The following is a 15,645-nucleotide window of genomic DNA, read 5'->3' as shown; positions in this document are numbered from 1 at the left end:
GATTCTGTGTTGTTTGTTCTATTGCTATCGCGGGCAAGCCCGGCTCCCACATTTTGATCTGTGAATACATTCAAATGTGGGAGCTGGCTTGCCTGCGATGGGCTCACCGCTTATTTAGCGACTTTACCGAGGACCCGCAGGCGGCTCACACCACCATCCGGGAACACGTTCAGGCGGATGTGGGTAATCGGCCCCAGTGCCTTGATCTGCTCGGCAAACGTGTGTTCAGCGTGCATTTCCAGTTTCTGCGCCGGCAGCAGCTCGCGCCAGAACAGCGATTGGGTTTCGATCTGGCTGTCGGTGCCGCCCTTCACGAACGCGCCCTGGATCGAGCAGGTGTCCGGGTAGTTGCCTTTGAAGTGCAGGGTGTCGACCACGATTTTCTCGATCTCGCCGGGGTGGCCCAGGGCGACGATCACCCAGTCATTGCCTGGCGTACGACGACGGGCGGTTTCCCAGCCGTCGCCCATGTTGATGCCACGGCCCGGGTTGAGGATGTTGCTCATGCGGCCGAAGTGTTCGTCGGAGCACGCCAGGGCGCGACCGCCGTTGAGGGCCGCTGCCAGGTCGACCTGTTCGTTGTCGCCCACCGAGGACCAGTCGCGGAACGGCACGCCGTACACACGCAGACGGGCCACACCGCCGTCCGGGTAGATGTTGAAACGCAGGTGGCTGAACGCCTGGTCGTTGTTGATCTCGTGGTAGTGGTGGCTGTTGCCTTGCAGCTCCACGGCCGACAGCACTTCCACCCACTGGGTGTTGGCGTCCGGCTCGCCCGAGGCCAGGAAGCAGGCTTCCAGGGAGGCCGATGGCGGGAAGTTGCCGGTGAAGAATGAAGTGTCGATGTCCACGCCCTTGATCGAGCCGGGTACGCCGAGGCGGATCACCGCGCTGTCGTAGCCTTCGAAGCGCTTGCGGCGTGACTCCCAGCCGTCCATCCACTTGCCGTTGTCATCGAAAACGCCCTCCTTCCACACGGCCGGGGTCGGCTGGAACAGGCGGTTGGCGTCAGCGAACCAGTCATCGGTCACCGAGATGATCTTGGTGCCCAGGCGGGCATCGGCCAGGTTGACGAACTTTTCGAAAGGTACGGCGTAAGCTTTCATTCTTCTTGTCTGCCTTAGATAGAGTGGCTGGGGATGGTCTGTTAGAGGGTCAGTAAACGGAACAACGCGATCTTGTTGATCTCGGCCAGCGCGCATTTGAACTCGGCGTCTGCCGAATTGTGAATGCGCGTTTCGAACGCAGCGAGGATCTGATGCCGGTTGCTGCCTTTTACCGCCATGATGAAGGGAAACTTGAACTTGGCCTTGTAGGCATCGTTCAGCTCGGTGAAGCGCGAGAACTCTTCGGCCGTGCATTGGTGAATCCCCGCGCCAGCTTGCTCATCGGTGCTGGCTTGGGTCAGTTGGCCCTGGACGGCAGCTTTGCCGGCCAGGTCCGGGTGAGCGTTGATCAGGGCCAATTGGCTGGCATGATCGGCGCTTAACAGGATATCGCTCATGCGCTGGTGCAGGGTTTCGATCTGGTCGACCGAGCTGTCCTGGCCCAGGTCGAAGGCCTTTTCGGCCACCCATGGCGAGTGTTCGTAGATATCGGCGAAAGCGGCGACAAATTCATCGCGGCTCAGGGTCGATGGCTTCAGGGTCTGGAACGCAGTCATTTCGCCGCTCCCGTGTGCGGGTGGGTTTCGTGCCAGTGACGGGCGATGTCAACGCGACGGGTGAACCACACCTGTTCATGGCCTTTGGCGTATTCGATAAACCGTTTCAACGAAGCCAGGCGTGCAGGGCGGCCGATCAGGCGGCAGTGCAGGCCGATGGAAAGCATCTTCGGCGCCTCGGCCCCTTCGGCATACAACACGTCGAACGCGTCCTTGAGGTACTCGAAAAAGTCATCGCCCTTGTTGAAACCCTGCACCTGGGTGAAGCGCATGTCGTTGGTGTCCAGGGTATAAGGGATCACCAAATGCGGCTTGCCGGTCGGGTTGTTCGGCTCCCAGTAGGGCAGGTCGTCGTCATAGGTGTCGCAGTCGTACAGGAAACCGCCTTCCTCCATCACCAGCCGACGCGTATTGGGGCCAGTGCGGCCGGTGTACCAACCCAATGGGCGCTCGCCGGTCAGTTCGGTGAGGATGCGGATGGCTTCGAGCATGTGCTCGCGCTCCTGGGCCTCGTCCATGTACTGGTAGTCGATCCAGCGGTAGCCGTGGCTGCAGATCTCGTGGCCGGCGTCGACCATTGCGCGGATCACATCCGGGTGGCGCTGGGCGGCCATGGCGACGGCGAAGATGGTCAGCGGGATATCGAATTCTTTAAACAGCTTGAGGATGCGCCACACACCCGCACGGCTGCCGTACTCGTACAGCGACTCCATGCTCATGTTGCGGGCGCCTTGCAGCGGCTGGGCCGAGACCATTTCCGAGAGGAAGGCTTCGGACTCTTTATCACCGTGCAAAATGTTGCGCTCACCGCCTTCTTCGTAGTTGAGTACGAACGACAGCGCAATGCGTGCCTTGCCCGGCCAGTGGGGGTGAGGAGGGTTACTGCCGTAACCGATCAGGTCGCGTGGGTAGTCAGCGCTCACTGCAGTCTTCCTTCTTGTTCGTGATAGCAAGTGTGTGTGGCGGCCGGGCAGTGAAAAGACTGGGTGGCGTCACAGCGATGAGTGATTGTATACAACTTATCTGTCACTTTGTAAGCCTACATTTCTGCATTTTTTCTGCATCGCCGGGTTCAGATGCTGTAGCAAGAAACTTGCCTGACTGGTCAGTTAATGGACAAAAGGTCGTTTAAAAGCAAGGTTTACTCACGAATTGACTCATCGAGCAATACCGACGGGAAGATCCAAAGCTTTGTGATTTTTATTGTGTACAATTTTTTTAAAAAGTGTCTTAATCAGCCATCGCCGGCTTTTTCGATGCCCTGAAAAAGTGCAGGTTTCTCTTTTACTGACTTCAGGAGGCGCGAAGACGCCATGGGACGTTTGACCACACACGTTTTGGACGCCGCACACGGCTGCCCCGGTAGCGATATCAAGGTCGAGCTGTACCGCGTCGACGGCGCGCAGCTGGAACGGGTTGCCACTGCCACCACCAACAGCGACGGCCGTTGCGATGCGCCGCTGCTGCAAGGTGACGACTACCGCAGTGGTGTTTACCAACTGCAATTCAGCGCCGGCGACTACTACCGCGCTCGTGGTGTGCAATTGCCGGAACCGGCGTTTCTCGACGTCGTCGTGCTGCGTTTTGGCATCAGCGCCGAACAGGATCACTACCATGTGCCTTTACTGATTTCGCCTTACAGCTACTCCACCTATCGCGGTAGCTGAGTCGTCACCTCGCTTCACACCCCCAAAGCTCTTCGTTGGTTTTTTGCCCGCCCACACTGCGGGCTTTTTTTATTCTGAATGGCTCACGGGCCGCCCAAGTATGTAACGCACCTGGGGCGGTCGAGGTACCTAGGCTCGGCTTTTCTGTATGGAACAGTCCGCCATGAGTACCGACACCACCGCCTGGTTGGCCGCTGAGGCTGCTGCGGCGCAAACGCTTAATTTTGATGACCCGCAAACCTCGGACGCGCAGCGTGATGCGGCGATTCGCACACTCCTGACCCGACGGCTTAACGCGGTCACGCAGCCCAGTCTTGAAATCAATCGCCTGTACGAAGCCCAAGCCAGGGCCAGAGAGGCGGTAAAACTCCTAAAAGACTTGATTGGGCGTGCGCCGAGAGTCTTGGGCATTATCCGGGGCGCATTACGCAAGGCCTTTGCGCTGGACCCCGATACGCTGTTGTTTACCGAGTTCCGGCCGCCGCCTTTGCCCCAGAAGGTCTACAGCCTGACCGAAAAAGGCTTGGCACTTCTCATTGATCCGGATGTGCCGCTGGACATTAACCAGTTCACTACATTGCGTATCAAGGACGAACCGGCACGGACGTTGCCGTTTACCGCTTGGGATGCGTTGGTACGTGTGAAGGGGTTGGCGCTGCTCGGTCAGGTTGAGAAGGCTGAACGAGACTATTGGCAGCAACTGGCCTATGGCTCCTGGCTGACGCGCAAGCAGCGTTGGGTCCAGTTACGAAAATCCTTGTTCGCCGAGCATGCACTGCTGGCCCATCGCGTTTACCAGCTCTCGGACCGCGGCTATGCCATGGTCCGTAAAGTCATGGAGATCCCGGGTGCCGATGCGCGCCGTCGCGCCGCAGGTGAGTGGGCGAATATTCAAGTGAGCAGGGTGGCGTGGCCTGGCACAAATCGGGCACTGGTTCCTGTTCCGGGCGCTTTGCATATTTATCGTGATGACATCGCGGGGGACACGCCCCATGTGATTTATCTGCCGGGTCTGATTCGTGAGTTTTACGAGTTCAGTTCCTGGTATCGAATGCAATGTGATCTGCCTGCGCTGGTCAACGGCCCTTTGAGCCAGGTGCTATGGCAGTGTTTGCCACTGCGCCGTTGGCATGAGCTGTGTAACACACCCAGTGTTACGCCTCAGGCGTTTACCCTTCAGCTTATGGGTGTACACCAGGAAGACGTGTTGCTTGCCAGTGCGACCGAGCTGCTGGAGGCGCAGTGGGATAACGAGGTGGCCTGTGCATTGTCAATCAACCCTGCGGCTGTGGGCGTTCAAGGTGTGGGGCAATTCAACGCTCCTGAGGTGAAACGCTTCCTCAAATTCATCGAAAAAGGCCGTCGCCGGCTGGCATGCAGCCTCCTGCTGGGAAACAGCCTGGACGCCTTGCCGGAGTGGGATCATCAGCGCCGCAGCGGTGAGATTGTGTGTGCAAGTTTGACGCCGGACCTCGCCCTCAAGACCCGTGAAGCGCAACTCAAACGTTACGAAAAAGGCTTGATGGCCCTGCTGGATCCGACGGATGTGGGCAAAAGCACTGCACCCTATCAAGACTTTTTGAACCTCGATCAGCGATGGCAGGAACAAGTGAGCACCGTGAGTCAATTGGCCCGTGCCCCGCACGAGCGCATGTTTGAAAAGGCGTTCTGGCTTGAACAGCCTTTGGGCACGTCTAATCGCGGCTCATTGGTGGGGACTGCCCTGCGCCGGGCTTTGCTTCTGGAAGCCCAGATGCAGCAACAGTTGAACCTGATGCCTTCCGTGCATCTGGAGCGATTGAATACGGTATTGAGTGAGTCTTGGGTGCCTGGCGACAGTGCTGCTGATACCTGTGTATTGCAAGTAACGGTCGGCAGTGAGTCCGGCCAGTTGTACCCGCTGCTGGGGGCTCTGCTCGTGACCACCCACCAGGCCCTGGCTCACCCGAGTGGCCCACACTCAGTATTGTTATACGTGACGGGTCTGTATGGCGGGCTTGTGCCCTTTGACAACGTGAACGCGTTCGCCAAGGGGCTTCAAGCCAGCCTGAAAAGCCGCGATGGCTCCGTGTTGTGGCGCTGCATCGAGCGTGATCACCGTGTGGCTGCGCGGGGCTGGGTCCAGGCGTTGCCCAAGGATGCGCCATTGGTAGTGAGTTACGAGGCCATCAAGCGCACGATGCTCAAAGACTTGTTCATTAAGCTAATGCAACGTTACGCGGCGTTGAACAAACGTGTGGGCAGGGGTGTTCGGTTGTTCAGTGAGGTGAGCGATCCGCAGTTGAGCCGAATGTTACTGGCCCAGGAGTTGTTCGAGTGCCTGCAAGTACCCGCCAATGATGCTCGCACACTGGCCTTGGCCAATATCAACCTGTTGCAGATGGCAGCCACTCAGGCGAAAAAACTCCCCTCGTGGTTGGGCATTGCCTCAACCGGTAGTCGAAGACACTACAAACGATTGTCACGCCGTTACCTGATGAATGCCTTTGCGGTGGAGAACAAACTGTGGCGGGACTTACCGGACTTGGAGTCATTCGCCCGCAATGGCTTGATTGCGCGATTGACTCGGGACGGGTTTTACCCGCAACTGGATATCGACAAACCCCTGATAGATTTGCCCGATGATGTCAGCTCCCAATTGTGTGGCTGGTCGAGTCAGTGCGCGATAGGCGATCGCGATACAAAAAAGGTCGTCAGCTCGCAGCGCACCACTTTCAGCCTGCTGCAATTGGCGTTGCATAACCTCGACCCCAAGGCACCCTGGACCCGCTGGCGATTGAATCGCGCACGCTGGCTGGACCCCGCCTGGAAAGAGCGCTTGAGCGTGCGTTACCTGATCAACACCCTGTCATCGCTCGATCTTGGGGGCGAGTACGACAAGCGGATCCTCAAGGCATTTTATCCGCCGACGTCTACTCCGGCCACGTCTCCTGGGCTCTCACAGGCTTTGGTCTATAGGGCTTTGCGACAACGCGCTCAGATGCAGCTGTACTCTGCGGTCCAGCAAGGTTTGAGTGATAAAGCGCAGCGTCTGTTTACCCTGGCGATGGCCGCTGGGTCGGCAAGTGACCTGAAAAAAGATGGGTTCGACGTAGAGTTGGCGGTTCTGCGCCTGATGGACGCCACCCCAGAACATGATCGGCACATTGCTGGCTTATTGTTCATTCATGACAGGTTATCAAAGCTCTGTGTGGTGTATTGGCCCATGGCTGCGGCAAGCCGGGTGATTGTTGCGTATGCCAGCCTGGACGAAGCAGAAAAGGCGTTGAATCTTATCGGCGCACTCCCCGAAAACCAGAAGGCGTTGGCGCGCCAGGTGGCGCCAGGCTGGGAGGCGCAGGCGCTGGCCGGCTACCCCGATAAAGACCCAGGGGTGCAACCCCGCAGGCCTCATTCGCTTGAGCCGGGTCAACCCGGTCTATATCGTTTTGTTGCCATGCTTGTGGAGTTTTTTTTGGCCCCGCACAAAAAACCGGCGGTGGACAATGAAAGCATCGAGGCATTGATCAAGGAGCAAATCGAGTCGCAGCCTGAACATTGGTTAGCGGCTGCGCCCACCACCTGTGGCAATGCCATGGCGTTGTTGGCCCACGCCAAGGTGTTCGATCTGCAACGGCGTACCCAAGCCCAATCCCAGTCTTCCCAGGCGCTGGAGCAATACCGCGAGCAGCGTTTGGGCGAGCAGCACGACGCGACGATTCGCGGGCTGCTGGGCTTTGTCCCGGTACTGGGTGTTGGCATCAGCCTGTATGAAATGCTGCTTGCAGCGCGGCGCTATCATCACAGCGGGTCTGCCCATGATGCTGTGGATGTGGCGTTCTTGACGATGCTTGCGTTCTTCGACGTGCTGACATCCTTTGGCCCTTCCGCGAAAGGCGCGCGCGTGTCGCGTGTCGCTTTAGGCCGCTTGCATCGCCATCAAGGGGGCACGCTCGGTACCCGCGCAGGCCTGAAACCGTCACCGATCAAGCCACGTCACCTGCTGGAGCACTTCCAGTCCCCTGATGGACTGGATGGGGCCATTGAATTGGCGGGGCCGGGCGCTAAAGGGCGGTACGCGAAAGATGGCCGGCAGTTTATTCGTGAGGGTAAAGATATTTACCCGGTATATCAGCGTGAGAACGAATGGGGACTGCGACTGAAAAAGAGCCAGGGAGAAGGGCAAGATGAACTGATTTTAAACATCGAGCAGCCCCACGAGTGGCAGTTAGGGGCCGATGCACCGGTGCCCGGGCCGAGTTCAGGCGTATGGCAACCTTGGGCGCCCACCAGGAGCGCAGCGGATTGGTCACCGCCTTCGCGTACGGGCCTGGAAGCGAACTTGCGCGCGTTGCCTGTGCCCACCAGTGCCTGGCAGGCGTGGGGTTTTCGGCGCAGTGACGCACTGATCGAAGTACCGCCCCTGGGCCGCAATATATACCGGGTGGCTGCAACGCCGGGTGCGGCGGCTTTTGATCTCTTGCGACTAGGGCCTGATTACTATCGGTTGTTGCCCCAGGGTACAAACGCGTCGTCTTCGAGCATCGTCTTTATAATGAGAAACCAGGATGTTTCGTTCAGGGCATCCGTGGATATAGAGCGCTGGCTGGGCGTGGCTGCTGCTGAGCAGCCGATACCGGCGACCCTGGGTGCCAATGGGCTGTGGACGCCCCATCAAGTGCTGTTTAATGAACGCCTGGACGTCACGGTGGGGCGGGCGTTTCCTGCTATGACCCCGGGCAGCAGGCGGTTTGTCGCCGACCGGCTCACTGAGTTGGCGGACACCGGCCCCAGGGTGACGGCCACGCACTTACTCAATATCAGGGCGACACTCGACCGTTGGACGGCCCCGGGAAACCCGGACCGCCTGCCCGATCTGCTGAGAATGCTACGGCCTGCGGGCGAGCCGGGTGCCCTCACCATTAACATAGGGATCGATGGGGTAGCGCCGGGAGGCACGCGGCTGGATTTCACGCCGCCCTTACACCTTGATCCCTCGTTGCTCAGGCGCAGCCGCGGCAACGGCGTACTTCGTTCGCGAGCTGTTCACACAGCTGTCAGGCAGATACTCGAAAGATATGGATTCACCGTCAGGAGCATTCCAAGGCGGCATGGCGGGGCCAGTACGAGGGACTTTTACTGCACCCATCCGCATTCGAGTTCGGTTTACTTTGTGCTGAATAATTGGGTCGATAATCGCAACGTCAGCCTGCGTTCCAGGGTGGCCCCGCAGCTCTCCGAGGCTTGGTTTCGCGAGCGTATCGGTTCGCAGTCGCCATTCTCGGCGGAGTTTGCCGCCATTGATCAAGCCATGACACAAAACCGTCTGGTTCGGATCGTTGCAGGCATTCAGTGGCAAGTTCGTTATGGAGAGCCCGCCAGTGTGTATTTTGCCAAAGTCGCGCCGTTTAACCCTTGAGCAGCGCTGCGGTTGCCGCCCCGCCAAATAGCGTGGCACTGACGCGATTGAACCAGCTCTGGCCCGCGCCGCTGCGCAGGTAACGCGCGGCACCGTGGGCGCCGAGGCCGTAAGCCAGCTTGCAGAGCAAGTCGAGTACGGTCCAGGTCGCGATCATGATCAGCAGTTGCGGCAGAAACGGCTGTTGGCTGCTGAGAAACTGCGGCAGGAAGGCGGCGAAGAACAGGATGTCCTTGGGGTTACTGGCACCCAGCACAAAGGCCCGGCCAAACAGCGCGCGAAAACGCGGCACCGCCGGTGTCTGTGGCACTTGCGCGCCATGGGTCGGCAGCCGCGATTGCTGCCAGCTCTGCCAGGCCAGATAGAACAGGTACAGCGCGCCGATGATTTTCAAGGCGCTGAACAACTGCTCGGAGGCCAGCAACAATGCGCCCAGGCCCAGAGCCGAGGCGCTCAACAGGCAGATCGAGGCAAACACTCCGCCCAGGAACGCCGGGTACGAACGGCGCAGGCCGTAGTTGAGGCTATTGCTGATCATCAACAGCGACAACGGCCCGGGGATCAGGATCACCACCAGTGCCGCACCACTGAACAACAGCCAGGTATCCAGGTTCATCTACATTTCTCCCTCTATGCAAAAGCCCCACCCGAAGGTGAGGCGGTTTTTCAGCCGTTCCCGAACTACAGGAAGATGAACTTGGCGATAAAGATCGCGCACAGCACCCACAGGCTGACAGAAATCTCACGGTACTTGCCGGTGCCTGCCTTGAGCGCCACGTAAGTGATAAAGCCCAAGGCAATCCCGTCGGCGACCGAGAAGGTCAACGGCATCATGATCGCGGTGACAATCGCCGGAATGCTGTCGGTGGCCTCATCCCAGTTGATATGGGCCATGCTCGCCATCATCAGCATCGCCACGTAAATCAGCGCACCGGCGGTGGCATACGCCGGAATCATTCCCGCCAGTGGCGCAAAAAACATCGCGGCCACGAACAGGATGCCCACGGTTACGGCGGTCAGCCCGGTGCGACCACCTGCGGCCACACCCGCCGCGCTTTCCACATAGCTGGTCACCGGCGGCACACCGACCATGGCGCCAAATACGCTGGAGGCACTGTCGGCCTTCAGCGCACGGGACAGGTTATCGATCTTGCCATCGGCGTTGACCAGTCCGGCCCGTTGCGCGACGCCCATCAGTGTACCCGCGGTGTCGAACATGTGTACAAAGAGAAAAGCAAATACCACGCTTATCATACTTACATTGAATACACCTTTTATGTCCATGGCCATCCATGTCGGCGCCAGGCTCGGTGGGGTTGAGAGAATGCCGTTGTAGTGCACCAGGCCCAGGCCCCAACCGGCGAGGGTCACGGCGATGATGCTGATCAGGATCGCGCCGAATACCCGGTGATAGCTGAGGATCGCAATCAACAGGAAGCACACGGCCGCCAGCAATGGCGCAGGCTCGTGCAGCGAACCGAGCTTGATCAAGGTGGCCGGGCTGTCGACGATAATGCCGGCGGTCTTCAGGCCGATCACCCCAAGGAACAAACCGACGCCTGCGCCCATGGCATGACGCAAGCTCACAGGGATGCTGTTGAGCAGCCATTCACGCACGCGCGACAGTGTCAGGCCCATGAACAGCACGCCGGAAATAAACACTGCGCCCAGCGCGGTTTCCCAGTGGTAGCCCATGGTGCCGACCACGGTGTAGGTGAAAAACGCATTCAGGCCCATACCCGGTGCCAAACCTACCGGCCAGTTGGCGTACAGCCCCATCAGCAGGCAGCCCAGCGCGGCGGCGATGCAGGTGGCGACGAACGCCGCACCGTGATCGATACCGGCGTCGGCCATGATGTTGGGGTTGACGAAGATGATATAGGCCATGGTGATAAAGGTGGTGAGGCCGGCAATCAGTTCGGTTCTCACTGTGGTGCCATGCAAGCGCAGTTTGAACAGGCGTTCCAGCCAGCCGCCTTGCGGTGGGGCGAGGTCCAGCGTAGGGGCTTCGGTTTTTTGGCTATCCACAGCAAGTACTCCTCAAGAGTTTTATTGTTATTTCCAGCGCCGGTCACAGAGGTGGGCAGCAGCGCTTTGAGGTACTGGCGGGTTTTGTTGACCAATAGGTCAGGAACTCGCACGAAGCGAATTATGCTTTTGTATACAAATAAAGCAAATAATGTTTTCTATTTTGTTTGCGAAAGGGGATGAAAGGCTGATGCGCGGGCGTTTCTTCGGCTTGTTGTGGCATAGGGTTAAGGTTGGCCGGCGAGGGCCTGGTTCACGGCTAGCCAGCCTGCCACGGCGTCTTCACCGGCTTCACTGAAAGCACGCTGCAACAGCTTCACCTGTTCGCGGCGCAACGACTGCTCAAAACGCTGGCCTTCTTCCGTCAGTTCCAGCAGGCGTTTGCGCTTGTCGGCCTCGGAGGCAACGCTGTCGACCAGGTGCATTTCCTGCAATTGGCGCAATGGAATGTTCAGCGCCTGCTTGCTCACCCCAAGCAACTCCAGCAGCTGCTTCACGCTCAAGGCGGGGTAACGCGCGATAAAAAATACGATGCGCTGATGCACGCGGCTCAGGCCGCGGCGCTCGAGCATTTCGTCGGCCTTGGCGGTAAAAGCCTGGTAGCCGAAGAAAAAGGCTTCCATGGCTTGTTGTTGGCTGCCCTGGTTTTTAAGGTCAAGCATATTGACGTATCCACGCGAGTCGTCGTAATTTCGGTCAACCAGTTTGACGTATTTGCCCCCGACTTCGCTACCGGTGACCCTATGGCCTTCTCTGAACGTGTTACGCGCCTCAAAAGCTCCTTGATCCGTGAAATTCTTGCGGCGGCCCAGCGCCCGCAAGTGATGTCGTTCGCCGGTGGCCTGCCCGCCGAAGCCATGTTGCCGGTACTGAATTGGGATGAACTGCCACTGAACATCGGCCAATACGGTATGAGCGAAGGCGAGCCGCAATTGCGTGAACTGCTCGCCGCCGAGGCCCGCGCCTTGGGCTTACCGTGCCAGGCCAGTCAGGTGCTGGTGGTCAGCGGTTCCCAGCAAACCCTCGACCTGGCGGCCAAGCTGTACATCGACAAGGGCACTGAAGTCTTGCTGGAAGGCCCGACCTACCTGGCTGCACTGCAAATTTTCCAATTGTTCGGCGCCGATTGCCTCACCGTGCAACTGGAGGCCGACGGCCCGAACCTGGCCGCGCTGCGCGCCAGCCTCGAACGCCATCGCCCGGCGTTCATCTACCTCATCCCGACCTTCCAGAACCCCTCGGCCGTGCGCTACAGCGAGACCAAGCGCGCAGCCGTGGCCGCCTTGCTCGATGAATTCGGCGTAACCCTGATCGAAGACGAGCCCTACCGCGAGCTGACATTCGACGGCGCCAGTGCGCAGCCCATCGCCGGGCGGTTGAAAAAAGCCAGCTGGATCTACACCGGCACTGTCTCCAAGACCCTGTTGCCGGGGTTGCGCGTCGGTTACCTGATCGCCAGCGAGGATTTGTTCCCGCACCTGCTCAAGCTCAAGCAATCGGCCGACCTGCACACCAACCGCATCGGCCAGTGGCAAGCGATGCAGTGGATCGGCACGCAAAAATACCAGCAACACCTGGCGCAGTTACGCGACTTTTACCGCGAGCGTCGCGATGCCTTTCAGTCGGCTCTGGAGCGCCACTTTGGCGACCTGGCCGACTGGCAAGTGCCTCAAGGTGGATTATTCTTCTGGCTGACCTTGAAACAACCCCTCGACACCCGCACCTTGTTGGCGCAAGCATTGGATCAGGACGTGGCGTTCATGCCCGGTGAACCGTTCTTTTCCGAGCCCGATCAACACTTGGGTTCGTTGCGCCTCAATTTCAGCCATATCGACCCGGCCCGTCTGGACGAAGGTCTCAAACGCCTGGCCGCGGTGGTCCGTCAAGCACAGCACGCGCAAGCGGCATAAGGGGAGCCCCATGTACAAGGTTTATGGCGATTACAAGTCGGGCAACTGCTACAAGGTCAAATTGATGCTCAACCTGCTGGGCATCCCGTACCAATGGATCGATGTCGACATCCTCAAGGGCGACACCCAGACTGCCGAGTTCCTGGCCAAGAACCCCAATGGCAAGATCCCGGTGCTGGAACTTGAAGACGGCACTTGCCTGTGGGAGTCCAACGCGATTCTCAACTTCCTGGCCGATGGCAGCGAATTTTTGCCGTCCGAGCCACGCCTGCGCACGCAAGTGTTGCAGTGGCAGTTTTTCGAGCAGTACAGCCATGAACCGTATATTGCGGTGGCGCGGTTTATCCAGTTTTACCTGGGCTTGCCCGCAGACCGTCTTGAGGAATACAAGAAGCTGCACAAAGGTGGCTACAAGGCCCTCAAGGTCATGGAGCGCCAACTGCAACTGACCCCGTATCTGGTGGGCGATCAATTCTCCATCGCCGATGTGGCGTTGTATGCCTATACCCATGTGGCCGAGGAGGGTGGGTTTGAGCTGGACGCTTATCCGGGTGTGCAGGCGTGGCTGGCGCGGGTGGCGAGCCATCCAAAACATGTAGCGATGCTTGATTGAGTTCACGCGGTCAAAAATGTGGGAGCTGGCTTGTGTGGGAGCTCCCACATTGATAGTGTCCAGTTTCAGTTCGATGTTGTGCCAGACAGCTCATCACTCAGCAGCTCAAAGCAACGCTGCGCCGCCGGGCTGAGGCCCATCCCGCTGCGACTGATCAACCCGATCTCGCGGTTCACGCCGGGATGGTCAATATTGATGCGCTTCAACCCCTCCAGGCTGTCCGCCGCCGACTCCGGCAACACGCTGATGCCCAGCCCCTGGCGCACCAACGCCAGTACCGTCGACATGTAGTTGGCTTCCATGCCGGCATTCATTGTCAGCCGTGTCTGATCAAACAACGCGTCCACCTGCTCACGCACACTGCTGTCGCGCCCGGTGAGGATGATCGGCTGGTCCGCCAATTGCTCCAAGGTCAGTTGGCGATGGTGGGCGAGGGGATGGCCCAGTGGCACAAACGCACACAACCGATCATTGAGCACCGGCAAAAATTCCAGGCCGTGGCTCAGCCGGGCACGCACGCCGATGCCAAAGTCCACCACGCCTTCGCGCACCTGTGCATGAATGCGATGGGCGACCAGGTCATGCAAACGTACTTCGATGCCGGCAAAGCGTTCGCGAAACAGGCGCAAGGCCGGCGGCAGGGCGCCGGCGCATACCGAGGGCAGTGCGGCGATGGTGACCACGCCGCGGCGCAGGGCGGCGAGGTCGCGCGAGCCAGTGACGATGTTGTCCAGGTCCAGCAACAGTTTTTCCATGGGGCCGCGCGCGTCTTCGCCTGCGGCGGTGATGCTTACGTGGCGCGGGCTGCGATCGAGCAGCGCGACGCCGAGCCAGTCTTCGAGTTGTTGCACCTGTACCGTCAGGGCTGAGGGCGACAAGTGCAACTCATTGGCGGCCTTGGTGAAACTGCCGGTGCGGGCTACGGCGAGAAAGGCTTGTATATGTTGGATGCTGTTCTTCATTTTGTTTTTCCGAACGTGCCAGGCCGAATATTCCAATTTACAAAGACTAACCTGCTTCCAATACTCCAGGGAAAACAATAACCGGCCACCAAGGCCGCTCTGGAGTAACCCATGCTCGCAACCCTGGGTGTCATCACCATCCTGTGCCTGCTCGCTGCCGTCATGAGCAAACGCCTGTCGCCACTGGTGGCGCTGATCGCCTTGCCGATCATCGCCGCACTGCTCGGCGGTTTCGGCCTGCAAACCAGCGCCTTTATCATTACCGGAATCAAGAACGTCGCCCCAGTGGTGGGCATGTTTGTGTTCGCGATTCTGTTTTTCGGGATCATGACCGACGCCGGTATGCTCGACCCGATCATTGATCGCATCCTGCGCACGGTCGGCACGCGTCCTACACGGATTGTGGTCGGCACCGCGACCCTCGCGCTGCTGGTGCACCTGGACGGCTCCGGGGCGGTGACGTTTCTGGTGACGGTGCCGGCGATGCTGCCGCTGTATACGCGGTTGGGCATCGACAAACGTATCCTCGCGTGTGTCTGCGCCATGGCCGCCGGGGTCAATTTCCTGCCGTGGACCGGCCCGGTGCTGCGCTCGTCGGCGGCCTTGCATGTGCCGGTGGCCGACCTGTTCCAGCCGCTGATCCCGGTGCAGATTGTCGGCCTGGTCTTCGTGTTTGCCTGCGCCTGGTGGCTGGGCCGTCGTGAAGAAAAACGCCTGGGCCTGGGCGCCGGTTCCTCGGTGGAGGCGGTACCGCAACGGGTGCTCAGCGACGAGGACATCAAGCTGCGGCGCCCACGGCTGTTCTGGGTCAACCTGTTGCTGACCGTGCTGGTAATGGTGGTGATGATTGCCGGCTGGGTCGACCCGGTGGTGATGTTTATGCTCGGCACCGTGGTGGCGCTGTGCATCAACTACCCGAATGTGGATGCCCAACGGGCGCGCATCGATGCCCATGCGAAAACCGCCCTGACCATGGCCAGTATCCTGCTCGCCGCTGGCGTGTTCACCGGCATCATGCAAGGCACTGGCATGCTCAAGGCGATTGCCGAGGTGGCGGTCGCACAGATTCCCGCCGGCCACGGCAAGTTGATCCCGGCGGTGGTGGGCTTTATTTCCATGCCGTTGAGCATGTTGTTTGACCCCGATTCCTACTATTTCGGCGTGATGCCGGTGATCGCCGAGGTCGGCAAAGCCCTGGGCGTCGACCCGCTGCAAGTGGCCCAGGCCTCGTTGCTGGGCGTACACACCACCGGTTTCCCGGTCAGCCCGCTGACGCCTGCGACCTTCCTGCTGGTGGGCCTGTGCAAGATCGAACTGGCCGATCACCAGCGCTTCACTATTCCGTTTCTGTTTGCTGCGTCGGTGTTGATGACCCTGACCGCATTGCTCCTGGGAGTGATTTGA

12 protein-coding genes are annotated in these 15,645 nt (G+C 59.4%); 5 read left to right on the top strand and 7 right to left on the bottom strand.

Annotation, left to right across the window (positions count from 1 at the left end; translation table 11 throughout):
- Positions 1-110 precede the first annotated feature (110 nt).
- Genes alc through puuE form a run of 3 tightly spaced genes read right to left on the bottom strand, consistent with a single transcriptional unit; the run spans position 111 to position 2,586 of the window.
- Complete coding sequence (gene alc / locus HBO41_RS00700) at positions 111-1,106, bottom strand: allantoicase (RefSeq protein WP_017137848.1); 996 nt, start codon at positions 1,104-1,106, stop codon at positions 111-113.
- A 41-nt stretch (positions 1,107-1,147) separates the two neighbouring features.
- The gene (gene uraD, locus HBO41_RS00695) at positions 1,148-1,663 is read right to left on the bottom strand and encodes a 2-oxo-4-hydroxy-4-carboxy-5-ureidoimidazoline decarboxylase (RefSeq protein ID WP_017137847.1); all 516 of its coding nucleotides are present in this window, start codon (positions 1,661-1,663) and stop codon (positions 1,148-1,150) included.
- On the bottom strand, positions 1,660-2,586 hold the full coding sequence (gene puuE / locus HBO41_RS00690) for an allantoinase PuuE (RefSeq protein ID WP_099548911.1): 927 nt from the start codon (positions 2,584-2,586) through the stop codon (positions 1,660-1,662). The genes uraD and puuE overlap by 4 nt, the downstream gene beginning before the upstream one ends.
- Before the next feature lie 390 nt (positions 2,587-2,976).
- On the opposite strand from puuE, the gene uraH reads away from it, so the two are divergent.
- Positions 2,977-3,330, top strand: a complete 354-nt coding sequence (gene uraH / locus HBO41_RS00685; RefSeq protein WP_169984794.1) for a hydroxyisourate hydrolase — start codon at positions 2,977-2,979, stop codon at positions 3,328-3,330.
- 163 nt (positions 3,331-3,493) lie between these two features.
- Complete coding sequence (locus tag HBO41_RS00680) at positions 3,494-8,728, top strand: dermonecrotic toxin domain-containing protein (RefSeq protein ID WP_169984792.1); 5,235 nt, start codon at positions 3,494-3,496, stop codon at positions 8,726-8,728.
- Here HBO41_RS00680 and HBO41_RS00675 read toward each other — a convergent pair.
- The 3 genes from HBO41_RS00675 to HBO41_RS00665 all read right to left on the bottom strand — a co-directional run bounded on the left by HBO41_RS00675 (position 8,718) and on the right by HBO41_RS00665 (position 11,418).
- Complete coding sequence (locus HBO41_RS00675) at positions 8,718-9,344, bottom strand: LysE family translocator (protein ID WP_017137843.1); 627 nt, start codon at positions 9,342-9,344, stop codon at positions 8,718-8,720. The genes HBO41_RS00680 and HBO41_RS00675 overlap by 11 nt on opposite strands.
- A gap of 65 nt (positions 9,345-9,409) precedes the next feature.
- Positions 9,410-10,756, bottom strand: coding sequence for an NCS2 family permease (locus HBO41_RS00670; protein WP_017137842.1), 1,347 nt, complete (start codon positions 10,754-10,756; stop codon positions 9,410-9,412).
- Between the two features lie 227 nt (positions 10,757-10,983).
- Positions 10,984-11,418, bottom strand: a complete 435-nt coding sequence (locus HBO41_RS00665; RefSeq protein WP_017137841.1) for a MarR family winged helix-turn-helix transcriptional regulator — start codon at positions 11,416-11,418, stop codon at positions 10,984-10,986.
- Positions 11,419-11,499: 81 nt separating this feature from the next.
- Between HBO41_RS00665 and HBO41_RS00660 the strand changes: the two genes are divergently transcribed.
- Together HBO41_RS00660 and HBO41_RS00655 are read left to right on the top strand one after the other, a co-directional pair.
- Positions 11,500-12,666, top strand: a complete 1,167-nt coding sequence (locus tag HBO41_RS00660; protein WP_026013765.1) for a PLP-dependent aminotransferase family protein — start codon at positions 11,500-11,502, stop codon at positions 12,664-12,666.
- A 10-nt stretch (positions 12,667-12,676) separates the two neighbouring features.
- Positions 12,677-13,279: a glutathione S-transferase family protein gene (locus HBO41_RS00655; RefSeq protein ID WP_017137839.1), complete on the top strand. Its 603-nt coding sequence runs from the start codon at positions 12,677-12,679 to the stop codon at positions 13,277-13,279.
- Between the two features lie 65 nt (positions 13,280-13,344).
- On the opposite strand, the gene HBO41_RS00650 is transcribed toward HBO41_RS00655, so the two are convergent.
- Positions 13,345-14,241 (bottom strand): LysR family transcriptional regulator, encoded by an 897-nt coding sequence (locus HBO41_RS00650; protein ID WP_099548916.1) that lies wholly within the window; start codon positions 14,239-14,241, stop codon positions 13,345-13,347.
- A gap of 111 nt (positions 14,242-14,352) precedes the next feature.
- Here HBO41_RS00650 and HBO41_RS00645 point away from each other — a divergent pair, with 111 nt between their 5' ends.
- Entirely contained in the window at positions 14,353-15,645 is a 1,293-nt protein-coding gene (locus tag HBO41_RS00645; protein ID WP_099548917.1) for a CitMHS family transporter, read from the top strand.

The sequence above is a fragment of the Pseudomonas sp. WS 5146 genome (assembly GCF_012985495.1).
Taxonomy (GTDB): domain Bacteria; phylum Pseudomonadota; class Gammaproteobacteria; order Pseudomonadales; family Pseudomonadaceae; genus Aquipseudomonas; species Aquipseudomonas edaphica.
Note: the sequence above shows the minus strand (reverse complement) of the source record. Positions and strands in the feature narration are given on the sequence as shown.